This window comes from Pigmentibacter ruber, from assembly GCF_009792895.1.
GTDB classification, from domain to species: Bacteria; Bdellovibrionota_B; Oligoflexia; order Silvanigrellales; family Silvanigrellaceae; genus Silvanigrella; species Silvanigrella rubra.
In genome coordinates this window covers 376306-391979 of sequence record NZ_WSSC01000004.1, presented here as the reverse complement: position 1 = coordinate 391979, position 15674 = coordinate 376306, and the positions used below count along the sequence as shown (strand labels likewise).

Sequence of the window (15674 nt, the reverse complement as noted above, 5' to 3'; positions counted from 1 at the left end):
AATTGGAAAAAGTTTATTTCCTGTTAAAAATTAATTTTTAATTTTCTTCTTCAATAATACTTTTTGCACCTTTTTTAATAAGAATTAATGTAATGTCATCTTGGATAGGGTAACCATCGTAAAAATTATATATTTCATCTATTACTTTATTTATAATAACCAATGGATTTGTAAATTTAAAATTATTTTTTTGAAAGAATTTCTTTAAGCGATTTTCGTCGTATTGTTCACCTAATTTATTAGCATTTTCAGTCAAACCATCTGTATATAATATCAGCATTGAATCATTTTTGAATTCAAATTTATTAATTTGAATTTCATCTTGATTTTTTGAATTTTCATCAGGAACATGCCCTAGGATATGTCCACTTAGTAATGCTTTTTTAATTTCTATGTTATTTGTATCTTTATAAGAAACGATAAATGGATGATTGTGTCCCGCATTTAAGTAATAGTAATTATTCATGTCTTCATCAAATAATAGCATAGCCATTGTCATACAAAATTCATCATTACCAATTTTTTTTATAAATTGGCTCAGATTTTTATATAGGGTAATTAAATCTATTTCTTCTGATAGTTTACTATTGGCTAAAGATTCAAAATATCCTGAAACAGAAGCAGCAACGACTGCACTACCTGCACCATGGCCAGTTACATCCCCAATTAAGACTAATTTATATTTTCCAATATTGTAAAATCCACACCAATCCCCACCAACTTCACTCGCACTTTGATTAAATAAAGCAATTTTTATGGGATGAGTTATAAAGTTTTCGACATATTCTACTTTAGGAAATAAACCACGCAATGCTTGTTGCGCTGCTTTCATTTCTACTTCTAATCTTAAATTTATTTTTTCTATTTCTCTATTTTTATATTCTAATTCAGCTTTATTTTCTTGCAATTCATTATTTGTTCTTACAATATCTTCAAATGTGGAAAGCAAAAGACCTAATATTTGTCCTTTATTAATAGGAATCATAATTTCTTTATCTAAAAATCTAGCTAATTCAAAATTTTCATTAGTACTATTTAATTTAGATTCTTTTGAAAGTAAAACATCCTTAATTCTTTTTATAAGTAATTCATCTTGATAAGGTTTGGTAATAAAATTATCAGCCCCACATTCTAAAGCATGAATAACTTCCATAGGGTCGCTTAAAGTTGTAAGAAGAATAACAGGTGTTTTTGACTTTTTAGTATCCATTTTAATTTGTTTACATACTTCATATCCTGTTAAGTTAGGCATAATAATATCGCTAATAACGACATCAAAATCTTTTGAAGCAAATAGTGCTAAGCCTTGTTTTCCATTGGTAGCAACTTCAACTTCAAAACCAGCATCTTCAAGGATAAATTGAATTTTTAAAGCTTGAGTTTGGCTATCTTCAATAACTAAGATTCTACTCATGATTTTCCTTCAGTATTACTTACAATACATAATATAGTTTCAACAATTTTTTCCGGAGGTAACACATAAGTAACCCCACCTGTTTTTATTGCTTCATTAGGCATTCCAAATACAAGACTACTTTGCTCATCTTGAGCTATAGTTATAGCACCCTTCTCAAACATTAATTTTAGCCCATCTGCTCCATCTCGACCCATACCTGTTAACAAAACTCCAACAGCTTCGTTTCCAAATAATTTAGCAACAGATTGGAATAAATGTTCTACTGAAGGTTTTAAGTTATGATCAGGAGGGTCATTATTTAACTCAATGCAACCATTTTTTCCGATGACCAGATGATAATGATCGGGAGCTAAATAAACATTTCCTGCTAAAGGGAAAGTTCCATTTGTTGCAATATGGATTGGCATTTCAATAGAAGTTGATAGCCATTTTGCAAGTCCATCTATAAAACCTTCAGTAATGTGTTGGACAATCAAAATTGGAGCTGGAAAATTTTTTGGTAAGCCTTTTAAGATAGTTTCTAATATTGGCGGCCCCCCCGTTGAAGCCCCGATGGCAAGAACTTTAATGTTTTTTTTCACAGGGTTTTCTGAGGTATTTGAAGTTTTATTTGACATCCTATGTCTAACAACAGGAACTTCAGACATTAATTTTACTGTATCAATAAGTTCTTTTTTCTTTTTTTCAGAGTTTTCATTTCCAAATGCAGGTGGTTTTTCTATCAAGGCAACGGCACCTGCAGACATAGCTTTAAAGGTAAGATCTAATAGTTTTGCTTCAAGAGCTGTTACGATAATAACTCTTGTTGGCCAAGCCTGCATTATTGCTTTTGTGGCTTCAAAGCCATTCATTTTGGGAAGTTCTATGTCCATTGTAACAACGTGTGGATGATATTTTTTTACTTTTTCAATGGCTTCTTCGCCTGATTTAGCTGTACCCACAATTCTAATTAAAGGATCACTACTTAATATTTGAATAAGATATTCTTGTGCAACTAATGAATCTTCAACAATAAGAATATCAATCATGTAGTAACCCCCAAACAACTTCTAAAAGATTACTTTGATCGAAACTGCTTTTTACAATATATGCATTTGCTCCAACTTCTAAACCTTTTTCTTTACTTTCTTTAGTGTCTCTTGAGGTCACCAAAATAACAGGCGTTTTTGCAAGTTTTTCGTCGGATTTTATTTGCCTAGTCATTTCAAAACCGTCTAAATTTGGCATATCTACATCAGAAATAATAAGATCAAAATATTCAGCTTTTGCTAAAGATAATCCTTCACTGCCATCTACGGCTGTTATTACCTCGTAACTAGCAGCTTGCAGAACATTTTTTAGCAATGTTCTAGAGGTAATAGAATCATCAACAACTAATATTATTTTTTTCTTTTTCTTTGTAATTACAGCATTTGTTTTTTCAGGATTTAAAATACTCGATCTTGAATTTAAAGAAATTGCAGATTTCATTAAGTCAAACATATTTAAAATAGGAATTACTTTCCCGTTACCTAATATTGTTACTCCAGATATATTTGGAACTTTCCCTAATTTTTTACCCACACTCTTAACAATAACGTCTTGTTCCCCTAGTATTTCATCTACTTGGAAAGCTATATTTTGTCCTGAAAGTTCTGCAACAACAAATAAAACTTTGTCAGGAATTTTTATTGCAGAGTCTTGCTTTAACTCCATATTAAGAACATGTGCTAAAGAAACAGCTGAGACTGATTGATTATTAAATTGAATAACTTCTCTATTTTCAATCGTTTTAATTTGATTAAAAGCTAATCTAATTGCCCTTTCAACATGCACAGTTGGGAACACAAGCAGTTGATTCCAAACACGCACTAAAATTCCACGAAAAGTTGCTAAAGTTGTTGGTACTCTTATTGTAAAATTGGTGCTTTTTCCTTGAACCATTTCTACATGTATGGAGCCTCCTAATTTTTCTATTTTTTCTCTTACTATGGCCATTCCTAAGCCTCTTCCAGATAGATCTGTGATCATATCACTAGTACTAATTCCAGATTCAAAAATAAGATGTATTTGTTCTTGCTCTGTCATTTTAAGTGAATGTTCATAAGAAATGAGACCAGCTTGGATTGCTTTATTTTTTAATTTTTCAAGATTAATACCATTTCCATTGTCAGAAATTGATATTTCAATTTTATTGCCAAGTGTGGCTGATACCGAAATATTAATTGTTCCTTTAGCTGGTTTTTTTCTAGCAATTCTTACTGATGGTTTTTCAATTCCGTGATCTACACAATTGCGAATAATATGAATTAGTGGGTCTTTTATTTCTTCTAGTATGCGTCTATCTAAAACTATTTCGCCATTTTGAATATTTAATTCTACTTCTTTTTCTAAAGAATGCGCTAAATCCCTTACGATTTTAGGGAATAAATCTAAAACACTTGAACAAGGTAACATCAATAGTTTCCGCATGTCTCCTAAAATAGAATCAAGCATGCTATGAAAAGATCGCTGATCTCTATCTAGAAATCCAGTTAAATTAGAAACTTTAATTCCAAGTGATGAAAGAGTATCATTTGATATATGCTCGTTTTTATTGCTTTCTCTCTTATATAAGTCTATTATATTTCCAAGCTCTTTGACAAATACAAGGTGATCTCTTGAATTTATTGCCAGACCTCTTAGTTCTTCAATTTGCAATAGAACATTGTTCAATCTATCAGTTGAAATCCTTATATTACTTTTAGCTATTTCTAATTTAGGTAATTTCTCTTCATCACTAGTTCTTTTTAAATTACTTTCATCTTGTGTATTATTCTTTTTTAATTCGTTTCTTGATTTTTCTTCTTCAACTAATTTGCTTTTTACTTCTTTTTGAAAATTTTCTTCTTCAGTTTTTTTATTGTTAAATACCTCTTGTGCTTTTTTTTCTGGTTCGATTTGTTTGCTAATATTTTTATTATTAGATGAATTTATTTCAGGATTTATTTTCTCATTACTATTTAATTGACTAGCTTTATTTTCTGTCTGTATTTGATTTTGTGCATTAGATAGTTTACTTAATTTTTGGAGTAAGTCTCTACTTAAAGATTTATCTTTATCAGAAATTTCATTATCATTTATAATAACTACTTTTCCAAGAAGATCTAAAAGAGCATGAAATTGATTAAATAGTTCAGCAGATAATTTAAGTTGATTGTTTTTTAGTAGGAAAAAAACATTTTCACATGCATGGCATATTTTTTCTGCTTCTAAACGATTTACTGTTCTTGAAGCTCCCTTTAAGCTATGAAATTCACGAAAAATATTTTCTATAAGAGTTTTTTTTGAATTTTCATCTGTTTCTTTTTCTAGCTCTACTAGAAAAGTTGTCATGTTATTTAAATGTTCTTCTGCTTCAAGCTTAAATGTTTGGAGAAGCTTATTGAGCAGTAATTGCTGTTTTTGATCCATTGTTATACTCTAAATTCATCAACAATTTCTTTTAATAAATTACCTAATCTATTTAATTCTCCAGCGGAAGCTTCTACTTGTTTTGTTGCTGTTACGTTTTGATTAGTAGCTTGGTTTATATTTTGAATAGCAATGACAACTTGATCTACGCCAATAAGTTGTTGCTGACTCGATGCTGCAATTTGATTTGAAACTTGTGCTGCTTCTGAAATGCTTTCAGATAATGTTTTAATTGATTCGCCTGACTGCAATACCTGTTTCATCCCAAGTTCAACAGCTTTCCCACCCTGTTCTGCTGTTAATACTGCTTTTGCTGTCGCTTTCTGCACATCATTTAAAATTGTACGAATTTGTGTTGTGGCCTGTTTAGATTGCTCTGCTAATGCTTTGACTTCTTGCGCAACCACAGCGAAACCTCTACCCAGTTCGCCTGCTTTAGCAGCTTCTATAGAGGCATTAACAGACAGAAGATTTGATTGTTCAGCTAAGTCATTTACAGCAGAAGTAATATCCCCAATAGCTAAACTTTGTTCGCTGAGTTTCATAATACTCTCGGCGATAGTTTCCATTTGTTTTTTTATTTCAGTCATACCTAAAATCGAATCATCAACTGATTTTGCACCAAGTAAAGAAACATCGGAGGCACGTTTTGCTGTATCAGAGACATTTTTTGCTTTTTGCGTAGAGAGTTGCGCAGTTTGTTTTACTTCTTCAATAGTAACAATAGTTTCTCTTACAGCTCCAGATGTTTCGGTTGCTGCAGCTGCGACTTGGCTTGTTACAGACATAATTTCTGTAGCTGATTTTGATAAGACCTGTGAACCTTCTTTCAAACGATTGATGATGATATTTAATTTTTCTACCATCGCGATTAAAGTATGGCCAAGAATATCTTCTTTTGATTCTGGATCAATCTTATAGCGCAAGTTCTGTTTAGCAACTTCATCTAATGCTTTCACAATTTTATGTAAGTAAGCCACCATTCTTGTAAATGTAAGACGTAAGACATCTTTGTCTGAGAGTGCATTTAATCTGATATTTAAGTTACCTTTTGAAATTTCTTCGAGCATGTCTGAGGTTTCACGAATATATTGATTCATTTGAGCAAATGCTCTGAATAAATCTCCAATTTCATCTTGTCTATTGCTGACCTGTGTTGTTTTTGGTAATTCTCCGATTGATATTTTTGCAGCTAAATCCGTAATGTATATAAGAGGATCAGAAACCGAATATTTAATAAATACAAAACCAGTAATTAAACTCGCAATACTTACTATAATTATTGCAACAAACAAATTTCGGGAGGACTCAACAGCAGCTATATTATTTTTTTGCTCAATTTGTAGTTTTTGTTTTGTATCGATTACTATTTCGTCGAGAGTATTATTAATTTTATCCATATATTTTCTATTATTTACACTAATTAAATAATCTTTAGCGGCATCAAAACCTCTTGTTCTTCTTAGTTCTATGGCTTTAGTGTGTTCGTTCATTTTTTCAGCAATAAAGGGTTTAATTGAATTTATTTTTTGCGTCTGTACTTTGTTATCAGTTATTAAATTCATAATATTTTCTATGTCTTTATCTAAAGAATTAGAAGCTTTAGTGAAAGGCCCTAAATAATCATCAAAAGCTGTTATAACAAAACCTCTTTTCCCATCTTCTGCTAGATAAAGTGTAGTTCTTAATTTTTCTATATCATTGAGTAGTTCATTTGATCTTGAAATTTCAGTATAAGAATCCATTAATTGGTTAGTATTTTTAAAGATAATTACTGACATTAAGATAAAAATACTAACCATTAAAAGTATGAGCCCAGTAATTTTATAGCCAATAGTCCATTTCATATCAATCTCCAGTAATTTAACTTAATTTAATATCATTAATAAATTTTATGGCATCAATAATAACTAATTGATCTTTAGTAACTCCAAGTAAAAATTCTGATCGAATATCAGTTAAAGTGGGGACTCCTTGTTTAATTTCGCTCTTATTCAATAAGTAAACTCCAACTATATTATCTACCAGAATTCCTAACACTAAATTATTTTGTTCAATAACAATTACTTTCTGTAAAGTTTGTAATTCTTTTTTTGGAATTTCAAAAAGATTTTTAAGATCAACAACCGTAATTACTTCTCCTCGGATATTCATTACTCCTAATATATATTTTGGTATTGACGGAAGTTGGGTAAATTCCTTTAAAGAATAAACCTCTCTTACAGAAGTTGATTCAATTGCGTATCTTTCATCAGAGAGTTGAAATTCTACAATTTCAACTGTTTCAAAATTGGTTTTTTCTTCATCCAATGAAATTGCAAGCTCAACAGCTCTTTTTTTCAGAATTTCTTGTTCTTTTTCTTTATTCATCAAAATTATTTTCCTTAAAAATTAAGCAAATATTTTCTATTAAATATTCAGCATTGATATTTGATGAGCCTGGTAATATATTATTTTTATTTTCCGTTTCTAATAATAGTAATGCATTTTCAAAATGTCTGCGTGATTTTTTAGTTTCATTTATACTTAAATATATATTTCCCAAATCAAAATGCGCTAAAATATATTTGCTATCAAGGTATAAAGTCTTTTCATATTCTATAAGAGCTTCATCAATTCTATTAGTTAAATTTAATATTTTTGCTTTTAAGTAATGATAACTTGGATTTAATTTATCTGTGTTAATTGCTTTGTCACATTCTCTTAGAATATTATTAATATCTTTCTTGTCTTCTTCTATTAATTTAATTAATGTTTCATAATAGTTAAATTCTTTTTTTGCTTCTTTTATTTTTTCATTTTTTTCTATTTTTGAATCTTCTTCAGAATAATCAAAGTTATTTAAATTTTTTTGAAAGTCAAAAGAATGATTATCTAAAGAATTTTTTAATAAATTAATTTCATTTTTTGCGTAAATAATTACATCTGGATAAGAAATATATTTAAATTGCGGAAAGTATTCGGGTGCTGTTTCTGTTGCACCTACTAGGAGAATTCCATTTTTATTTAAGCAATTATAGAACTTAGAAATAGTATTTTTAATTTGAGTAGAGTCAAAATAAATTAAAACATTTCTGCATAAAATTAAATCTAAATTTTGTAATGCTAAAGGATAATGTGTATCTATAAGATTAAGATTATAAAATTTAACCATAGTTTGAACTTCAGAATTTATTCTATATTTTCCATTAGATTCTTTGGTAAAGTAACTTTTTAACCATGCTGGAGATTGTCTAAAAGACCATTCGGAATAAATCCCATTTTGTGCACGTTCAAGATAATTTTTATTAAGATCGGTTCCAATAATTGAAATATTCCAATCAAATAAATTAATATGTAATCTTTTTAACAAAATTGCTATAGAATAAACTTCTTCACCAGTGCAGCAACCAGCAGACCAAATATTGATTTCTTTTTTTCCGAAATTTTTATTTTCTATTATTTTTAAAATAATTTCTTCAAGGACTTCAAAACTTCTTATGTCACGAAAAAAATAAGTCTCTCCAATTGTAATATGTGCAACTAATTGTTGGAATTTTTCTTCTGAAACTGGATTTTTAAGGAAGTCATTTACAAGTTCTTCTACTGAAATACAATTTCTTTCTTTTGCTAAATTTGCTAAATTACGTTCAAGATCGACTAGGCGTTCTGTAGGGAAAAAAATACCTAACTGACGTGAAATGTAATTTCCCATTTCAACGAGAAGTTCTCGTGGTAGTTGTTTTTTTTCCATCTAAACCGCCAATTTCCTTGTTTTTATTGAAAAAAACAATTTGGTTCAATAAAAAAAATGACTCCTTGTTTGAAATTCATCATACCATTTAGGATATCTTTTTCTGAGGTAATAATTTCCGACTCTGATATTTGTACTTTTGTTCTTTGAATCACGTCATGCACGGTATCAACCCATAAGCAGATTGGTTTTTTCCCTTTTCCTAAAATAAATTGATCATAAATTGAGAGATCTTTTTCTGGGAGGTTGAGAAGTTTTCTGATATTAAAAACTTGGACGACTTTACCATGAATATTTATTACACCTTTTATATGTTTAGCTGCCAAAGGTTGTTCTGTTATTTCAACAGATCTAAAAACTCTTTCAACAAAATTAAGAGGTACTGCAAAAATTAAATTATGTAGTGAAAATGTGAGAAAGTGATTTACTTCTTCCATGTGTCCCTTTTATAATGAATTTATTTAATTTTACTTTATTCAATTTTTTTTAAATATATACTGAATTGTCAATGTAGGAAGAAATTTCCCAAAAAAATAAATACTTTTAAAATTTATATTAAAAGTATTTATTTTTTGTAATTTCTGAATTTTTTTACTAACTAATATTAGTTAAGAAAAGATTTTTTACTTAGGGATATAAGTTTTGGTAAAATTTATATAAGCCTTTGACACATATGCACTTGGAAACATCTCATTTTGATTTTTAGCAAAAGGATACCAGTCAGAAAAAGAGTAATCAGCTGGTTGAGGATATTTAAATTTTTCACCAAATTTACTAATACATTTATTTTGTAGTTCATTATATTTTCCTGCACCTTCGCTAAGGAAAAAATAATGAAAAGCATATCCTGCATGATAGTCGGTATGTACACCCCAGTAACCCGTAGCTGATTCATTTTCCAACCAGTGATAGCTTTTTTTATTTTCTGCACAAATAACAGAAGTACTTGAGCTTTGTAACCAGCCTCTAAAGTCTTCAATAAATAAAGCAGAAGCGCTAAATTGTAAAAATATAATTGATATTAGAAGGCCTGTCTTTATTAGCATATTTTTCATTTTATTTTCCTTTAGAAGTTGATTAATAAGACCCACTTATTTGGGAATAATATTTTTTATATTTTGTGATATACTTAGTCAATAAATATATTAATTAATTTTATTATTTAATATGATAATATTATATCTATTTGTATTCCTATACATTAATGTCTTTTTTTTAATTTAGATATATTTTAAGTTATTTAACATTAGTCATTTCTATAATTATATAAATATGTAATTTAATTTTTCCAAACATACTTTTCTGAATAAAAAATTATTTATTTTTGATTTATTAAATATATAGTTAAAATATTTTAAATTAAATCAATCTAAACAAATAGAAAGGATTGGATATTACGTAGCTTTAAATAAAAAATTACATGTTTTCTAATAACTGTTCAGTTGAACTTTCGGGGTTTTTAGTTTGTTCCTGCATTTTGTGCTGATAATATGGCAAGTAATTTGGTAATAGTGCTGAATTTCCTAAAATAATATCAGCTGATTTTTCTGCTATCATCATTACTGGTGCATAAATATTACCATTGGTAACAAAGGGCATAACAGAGGCATCGACAACTCTAAGATTCTTAACTCCATGAACTTCCATTGTTTTAGGATTCACAACAGACATATAATCTTCACCCATTTTGCAGGTACATGAAGGATGCAAAGCTGTTTCAGCGTCTTTAGCAACCCAATCTAGAATTTCGGAATCACTTTGAATGTTCATGCCTGGAGACGTTTCTCCTCCATTAAATTCTGCAAAAGCTGGCTGATTTAAAATATTTCGCGCACAGCGAATAGCCTCAACCCATTCTCTTCTATCTTGGTCTGTAGAGAGATAATTAAAAACAATACTTGGGTGTTGTCTTGGATTATTAGATTTTAGCTTAATTCTTCCTTTAGCGTCTGAATTCATAGGGCCAATATGGACTTGATAGCCATGCCCTCCTGACGGCGAAGAGCCGTCATAGCGAACAGCTAAAGGTAGAAAATGAAATTGAATATTAGGATAAGTTACAGAATTATTGCTTCTGATAAAACCACCTGCTTCAAAATGGTTAGTAGCAGCTGCTCCTTTACGTTGAAATAACCATTGAAAACCTATTTTAGGTTTATTCCACCATTTTAGAGCGGGATACATACTAACAGGTTGCTTACATGCATATTGAATATAAACTTCTAAATGATCTTGCAGATTTTCCCCTACACCAGGCAAGTCTTCTACAACTTTTATGTTGTGTGAGGTTAAATCTTTTGCATTACCAACCCCAGAAAGTTGAAGTAACTGTGGGCTATTTATCGCCCCTCCGCTGCAAATAATTTCTCCAGCATAAACCCTTTTGGTCATTCCATATTGTTGGTATTCAACACCAATTGCTCTTTTGCCTTCAAAGATAATTTTATTAGTAAATGCTCTTGTTTTGACTGTTAAGTTACTTCTTTGTCTTCTAATTGGATGAAGATACGCCCTTGCTGCAGAAAGTCTTCTGCCTCGATAAATATTGCGGTCAAATTTTCCAAATCCTTCTTGACAGTAACCATTTACATCTTCGGTGAGTGGATATCCTGCTTGCTGAACTGCGGAGAAAAAAGCTTGAAATAGTGGATTTGTGCAAGGTCCAGTTTCAAGCAGAAGTGGACCAGTAAATCCATGAAAATGATCTGCTCCAAACATGCGGGTTTCAGCGCGGTTAAAATAAGGTAAACAATGCGGAAAATCCCAATGCTCTAAGCCTTTTTGGGTGGCCCATTTTTGATAATCTAATGGATTCCCGCGAATATAAATCATTCCATTAATTGAACTACAACCACCTAAAACTTTACCTCGTCCATGGAAAACTTTTCTTCCATTCATAAATGGCTCAGGATCTGTTTCATAACACCAATCATACATTTTGTTGCCAAGTGGATACATTAGGCCAGCAGGCATATGGATAAAGATATCCCAAATGTAATCTGGTCTTCCTGCTTCTAAAACAAGAACTTTCTGCTCAGGATTTGTACTTAATCTATTTGCTAATACACAACCTGCTGATCCGCCGCCAATTATTATAAAATCATATTGTTTTATCGCCATAAGCAAAATCCTTTGCATTCATCACTGCCGTTTTAACTAAGGAGTGAAAGTAAGCTACTCCATTTTCTTTTTCTGGATTCAAAATTCCTTTTTGATAAATACCTACTTCAAGATTTTTTTGCACTAATTCACAAATAGAGATGTCTTCAATTGTTATTTTTTCTACAAATTTTATAAATTCAACTCTTTCATTTTCTGTAACATTATTTTTAAATCTAAATTTATATGTAAGCTTTGTTTGATTAACACTTAATGGATTAATTTGAATTGTATAATATGCATTTTCATAACAAGGTAAACCTAGATTAGGAAAATGCCATAACCAAAGACCTTGCTGTTCACCTGATTCAGAAGAATGTTTTCTTTCACAAGAATGGACGGAATAGTTTTCTTTATTTTCAACCTTATATTTTTTTAAATAAAAGTCTCTATTGAATATAGGATGAATTGTTGTGCAGTGATAACATTCTTGATACCCATCTAACCATGTTTTCCAATTGCAATTAGCTATTTTTTCCATTTGCCCAAACAGATTATATTGACTCATGTCATAATTTGCAGTTTCAAATTCATTTTTTACAGGCGCAATAAAGTTTTCAAATGAAATAGAATTTTCTGCATTTAAGTTTACAAAAATTAATTTTTTTAATTTTCCAATTGTTACTTCATGAAGTTTTTCAGAGCAATTTTGTTTAACAGTATTAATATCAAACATAGGAGTTGCTATTAGTTCTCCTGATAGATTATAAGTCCAACCATGATAGCGACAAGTTAAAGATGAATTTTTAATATTTCCTTTTTTTTCGCTTAGAAGTGGAGCTGCTCTATGCAAACAAAAATTATGAAAAGCAAAATAATCTGTTTCTGATTTCTTTACTATGACAAAAGGAAATCCTGCAATTTCAAGATTAATATAATCACCAATGTTTTTAAATTCAGATTCATCTGCAGCATAAATCCACTGTTTTTTAAAAATTTCTTGTCGTTCTAATTGAAAAATATTATTTTTTGTAAACCAATCAACAGTTAAAGTGTGTATTACTTCATTGCTCATAATTAAACCTCACGAATATATTTGGTGATGCCCAACTTCAGTGGTAAATTTTTTAACAATTTCGCAACTAGGGTTTTCAATTAAATCTTTTGCTGTCCCAATTTGGAGGATACGTCCTGAGTCCATAATTGCTATTCTTGATCCAATTCGAACTGCTTCTGAAAAATCATGTGTGACAAAAATAACTGTTTTTTTTAAATTATATTGCAACTGAATGATTTCTTCTTGTAAATGTTTTCTGTGCAACGGATCTAGTGCGGAAAAAGGTTCGTCCATCAAAAGTACATCAGCATTTGTTACAAAAGCTCTAGCTAGTCCAACTCTTTGCTGCATTCCTCCTGATAATTCGTGTGGATATTTATTTTTCCAATCAGATAATCCAACAAGTCTTAGTTTTTCTTCGACTTGTTCTTTTATTTCATTGGTTTTTCTTTTTTGTATTTCTAATGGATAAGCTACATTTTCAGCAACAGTTTTCCATGGCATTAAGCCAAATTGCTGAAACACCATTGAAATTTTATGTTTTCTGATTTCTAACAGTTCTTTTTTTGAGCAATGCAAAATATCAAAAATTTGATTTGATGTAGGAGATTTAAATTGAATAGACCCTCTTACGTGTCCATGATCTCTCCCATTCATTCCATTAAAACAACGCAGAAGTGAGGATTTTCCGGAACCTGAAAAACCCATTATAACTAATATCTCACCATGATATACTGTTAAATCTACTTTCCTCACAGCAACAATTTGATTAAATTCTTTATGAATTTGATCACGATTTTTTCCAATATCTAAAGCACTAAATGCGCGATATGTATTTTTACCAAAAACGAGATCTAAATGATTTACATTAAAACATTCATTTGTCATGTTGCTTCACCAGTTTTCTTGTTTTTTGACACTGAAAGTATTCTATCTAATAAAATTGCAATAATAACGATAGATATTCCAGCTTCAAAACCTTGAACAATATTTACAGTGTTTAATGCTTGTACAACAGGTTTTCCAAGCCCTTCAGCCCCTACTAATGCAGCAATAACAACCATTGATAATGAAAGCATAACGCATTGTGAAATTCCGGTTAAAATAGAACTTTTAGCTGAGGGAAATTCAACTGAGATTAATTTTTTCCATTTACTTGCTCCAAATGCGTCTGCAACTTCAAGTAAAGAAGGAGGTACTTTACTTATTCCTAAATAAGTTAACCGAATTGTAGCAGGCATTGCAAAGATAATTGTTGAAAACAATCCTGGAGCCATTCCTAGTCCAAAAAGCATTAATGTTGGAATTAAGTAAACAAATGTTGGAATAGTTTGCATTAAATCTAAAATTGGACGTAAAATGTAATAAATGAAGGGATGATGAGCACATAATATTCCCAGAGGAATTCCGATTAAAGCTGATATCGTTGTAGAAAAAATAACGAGAGTTAATGTTTCTAAAGATTCTCTCCAGTATCCTAAGTTAAAAATAAATAATGCTCCAATAATTATTAAGACTATAGTTTTTAAATTCCTTTTAAAGATAAAGGTAATAATTAGTAAAATAGAAACCAAAAGAATGGGATTAGAAATTTCAAGAAAATCTATGATTTTTCCGAGAAAATTATTAAAAACATCAGAAATATTACGAAAGTGATATTCAGATAAATTAACAATTTTATTTACTATGTCTTGTACAAAAAGACCAATTGGTATTTTATCCATTTTGGAACTCCAATATTAATTAAGGATTCATAGACGCATATTTTTTTTGAAATTCTGCGAAGCTCAAAACATTTTTATCTACCGTTTTAATTTCATGGATCCAGGGTTTCAGTTTTTCGAAGTTATTTTTTATCCAGTATTTTGCAGCATTATTTGGAAGCATTTTTTTATCTAGAATTAGTGACATAATTTCTTGTTCTTCATCAATTGTTAATTGATATTGACGAAAAAATTTTGCGAGTTCAGGACATTCTTTTGAAAAATTTTTCCTACTATTAATGTAAACTACAGATTCCCCTTCATGTGGACCAAAGTACTTATCTCCCCCATCAAGGTAACGCATTTTTATCATTTTATTCATGGTATGCGGTTCCCAACCAAGAAATACAATCCATTTATTTCTTTTTACAGCTTGAATTACTTCCATCAACATTGCTTGTTCGCTGGATTCAATAAGTTTCCAACTTTGTAAATTAAAAGCATTACTTTTAATCATTTCTTGAATATTTCTATTGCCGTCATTTCCTGGTTCTATGCCGTAAATCTTTCCTTGAAACTGTTCTTTATGTTGAGCAAGATCATTGAAGTTTTTTACTCCAGCATCATAAACGTATGCAGGAACCGCAAGAGTATATTTTGCTCCTTTTAAAACTGTTCCTATTGTTTCAACTGATCCTTGTGCAAGATATGGTTTTATGTCCGCTTTCATTGACGGCATCCAGTTACCTAAAAAAATATCAATATCTTTATTTTTCATTCCAGCGAAGGTCATTGGTATAGAAAGAATTGTTGATTTTGTTTCGTAACCATAAACAGAAAGTATTTCTGTGGCTACAGCAGTAGAAGCTGAAATATCAGTCCATCCAATATTTGAAAATCGTACTTTTTTGCATTCAGCAAAAATATTTTGTTGAAATGAAATTGCTCCAAAAAATAATAATGTACAATTAATTAAATTACGCATGCAGATATACCTCAATAAATGAACAAGAGCTTTTTATTTCAACGTTATTTTATTCATTACAGGATATTTAAATTTTTGTCTATTATCTCATATTTTTGATTAATTGAATTAAATTTATATGAATGGTAGTCTAGTTATTTATATGTACTTTATTTTTTTGTATTTTAAAATTAGTTTATTTAACTAATGTGTGTTTTTATTTATTTTTAAAATTAATAAAATTTTGTTTTTAGAAAGTATACTATAGA

General features: G+C 29.9%; 13 protein-coding genes. All 13 read right to left on the bottom strand.

The window, feature by feature from the left end; genetic code table 11:
• Positions 1-37: 37 nt before the first annotated feature.
• Positions 38-1414, bottom strand: coding sequence for a fused response regulator/phosphatase (locus GOY08_RS13245; RefSeq protein WP_158999395.1), 1377 nt, complete (start codon positions 1412-1414; stop codon positions 38-40).
• The gene (gene cheB / locus GOY08_RS13240; RefSeq protein WP_158999394.1) at positions 1411-2445 is read right to left on the bottom strand and encodes a chemotaxis-specific protein-glutamate methyltransferase CheB; all 1035 of its coding nucleotides are present in this window, start codon (positions 2443-2445) and stop codon (positions 1411-1413) included. The genes GOY08_RS13245 and cheB overlap by 4 nt, the downstream gene beginning before the upstream one ends.
• Positions 2438-4849, bottom strand: a complete 2412-nt coding sequence (locus GOY08_RS13235) for a hybrid sensor histidine kinase/response regulator (protein WP_158999393.1) — start codon at positions 4847-4849, stop codon at positions 2438-2440. The genes cheB and GOY08_RS13235 overlap by 8 nt, the downstream gene beginning before the upstream one ends.
• Positions 4850-4851: 2 nt before the next feature.
• Complete coding sequence (locus tag GOY08_RS13230) at positions 4852-6696, bottom strand: methyl-accepting chemotaxis protein (RefSeq protein WP_158999392.1); 1845 nt, start codon at positions 6694-6696, stop codon at positions 4852-4854.
• A 16-nt stretch (positions 6697-6712) separates the two neighbouring features.
• On the bottom strand, positions 6713-7219 hold the full coding sequence (locus tag GOY08_RS13225; protein ID WP_158999391.1) for a chemotaxis protein CheW: 507 nt from the start codon (positions 7217-7219) through the stop codon (positions 6713-6715).
• Positions 7212-8582, bottom strand: coding sequence for a CheR family methyltransferase (locus GOY08_RS13220; RefSeq protein ID WP_158999390.1), 1371 nt, complete (start codon positions 8580-8582; stop codon positions 7212-7214). The genes GOY08_RS13225 and GOY08_RS13220 overlap by 8 nt, the downstream gene beginning before the upstream one ends.
• A 23-nt stretch (positions 8583-8605) precedes the next feature.
• Positions 8606-9019 (bottom strand): chemotaxis protein CheW, encoded by a 414-nt coding sequence (locus tag GOY08_RS13215; RefSeq protein ID WP_158999389.1) that lies wholly within the window; start codon positions 9017-9019, stop codon positions 8606-8608.
• 186 nt (positions 9020-9205) lie between these two features.
• Positions 9206-9637 (bottom strand): hypothetical protein, encoded by a 432-nt coding sequence (locus tag GOY08_RS13210; protein ID WP_158999388.1) that lies wholly within the window; start codon positions 9635-9637, stop codon positions 9206-9208.
• Positions 9638-9998: 361 nt separating this feature from the next.
• On the bottom strand, positions 9999-11702 hold the full coding sequence (gene betA, locus GOY08_RS13205) for a choline dehydrogenase (RefSeq protein WP_158999387.1): 1704 nt from the start codon (positions 11700-11702) through the stop codon (positions 9999-10001).
• Entirely contained in the window at positions 11683-12756 is a 1074-nt protein-coding gene (locus GOY08_RS13200; RefSeq protein WP_158999386.1) for an aromatic ring-hydroxylating oxygenase subunit alpha, read from the bottom strand. Before GOY08_RS13200 ends, betA begins: the two co-directional genes overlap by 20 nt.
• A gap of 9 nt (positions 12757-12765) precedes the next feature.
• On the bottom strand, positions 12766-13626 hold the full coding sequence (locus GOY08_RS13195) for an ATP-binding cassette domain-containing protein (protein WP_158999385.1): 861 nt from the start codon (positions 13624-13626) through the stop codon (positions 12766-12768).
• Positions 13623-14462, bottom strand: a complete 840-nt coding sequence (locus GOY08_RS13190; RefSeq protein WP_158999384.1) for an ABC transporter permease — start codon at positions 14460-14462, stop codon at positions 13623-13625. The genes GOY08_RS13195 and GOY08_RS13190 overlap by 4 nt, the downstream gene beginning before the upstream one ends.
• Before the next feature lie 19 nt (positions 14463-14481).
• Complete coding sequence (gene choX / locus GOY08_RS13185) at positions 14482-15426, bottom strand: choline ABC transporter substrate-binding protein (RefSeq protein ID WP_158999383.1); 945 nt, start codon at positions 15424-15426, stop codon at positions 14482-14484.
• Positions 15427-15674 lie beyond the last annotated feature (248 nt).

What these genes read in the sequence shown, in the direction of transcription:
- GOY08_RS13220 (WP_158999390.1), bottom strand. Translation starts at nt 8,582, where the DNA reads ATGGAAAAAAAACAACTACCACGAGAACTTCTCGTTGAAATGGGAAAT.
- GOY08_RS13235 (WP_158999393.1), bottom strand. Translation starts at nt 4,849, where the DNA reads ATGGATCAAAAACAGCAATTACTGCTCAATAAGCTTCTCCAAACATTT.
- GOY08_RS13190 (WP_158999384.1), bottom strand. Translation starts at nt 14,462, where the DNA reads ATGGATAAAATACCAATTGGTCTTTTTGTACAAGACATAGTAAATAAA.
- betA (WP_158999387.1), bottom strand. Translation starts at nt 11,702, where the DNA reads ATGGCGATAAAACAATATGATTTTATAATAATTGGCGGCGGATCAGCA.
- cheB (WP_158999394.1), bottom strand. Translation starts at nt 2,445, where the DNA reads ATGATTGATATTCTTATTGTTGAAGATTCATTAGTTGCACAAGAATAT.
- GOY08_RS13245 (WP_158999395.1), bottom strand. Translation starts at nt 1,414, where the DNA reads ATGAGTAGAATCTTAGTTATTGAAGATAGCCAAACTCAAGCTTTAAAA.
- choX (WP_158999383.1), bottom strand. Translation starts at nt 15,426, where the DNA reads ATGCGTAATTTAATTAATTGTACATTATTATTTTTTGGAGCAATTTCA.
- GOY08_RS13225 (WP_158999391.1), bottom strand. Translation starts at nt 7,219, where the DNA reads ATGAATAAAGAAAAAGAACAAGAAATTCTGAAAAAAAGAGCTGTTGAG.
- GOY08_RS13230 (WP_158999392.1), bottom strand. Translation starts at nt 6,696, where the DNA reads ATGAAATGGACTATTGGCTATAAAATTACTGGGCTCATACTTTTAATG.
- GOY08_RS13200 (WP_158999386.1), bottom strand. Translation starts at nt 12,756, where the DNA reads ATGAGCAATGAAGTAATACACACTTTAACTGTTGATTGGTTTACAAAA.
- GOY08_RS13195 (WP_158999385.1), bottom strand. Translation starts at nt 13,626, where the DNA reads ATGACAAATGAATGTTTTAATGTAAATCATTTAGATCTCGTTTTTGGT.
- GOY08_RS13210 (WP_158999388.1), bottom strand. Translation starts at nt 9,637, where the DNA reads ATGAAAAATATGCTAATAAAGACAGGCCTTCTAATATCAATTATATTT.
- GOY08_RS13215 (WP_158999389.1), bottom strand. Translation starts at nt 9,019, where the DNA reads ATGGAAGAAGTAAATCACTTTCTCACATTTTCACTACATAATTTAATT.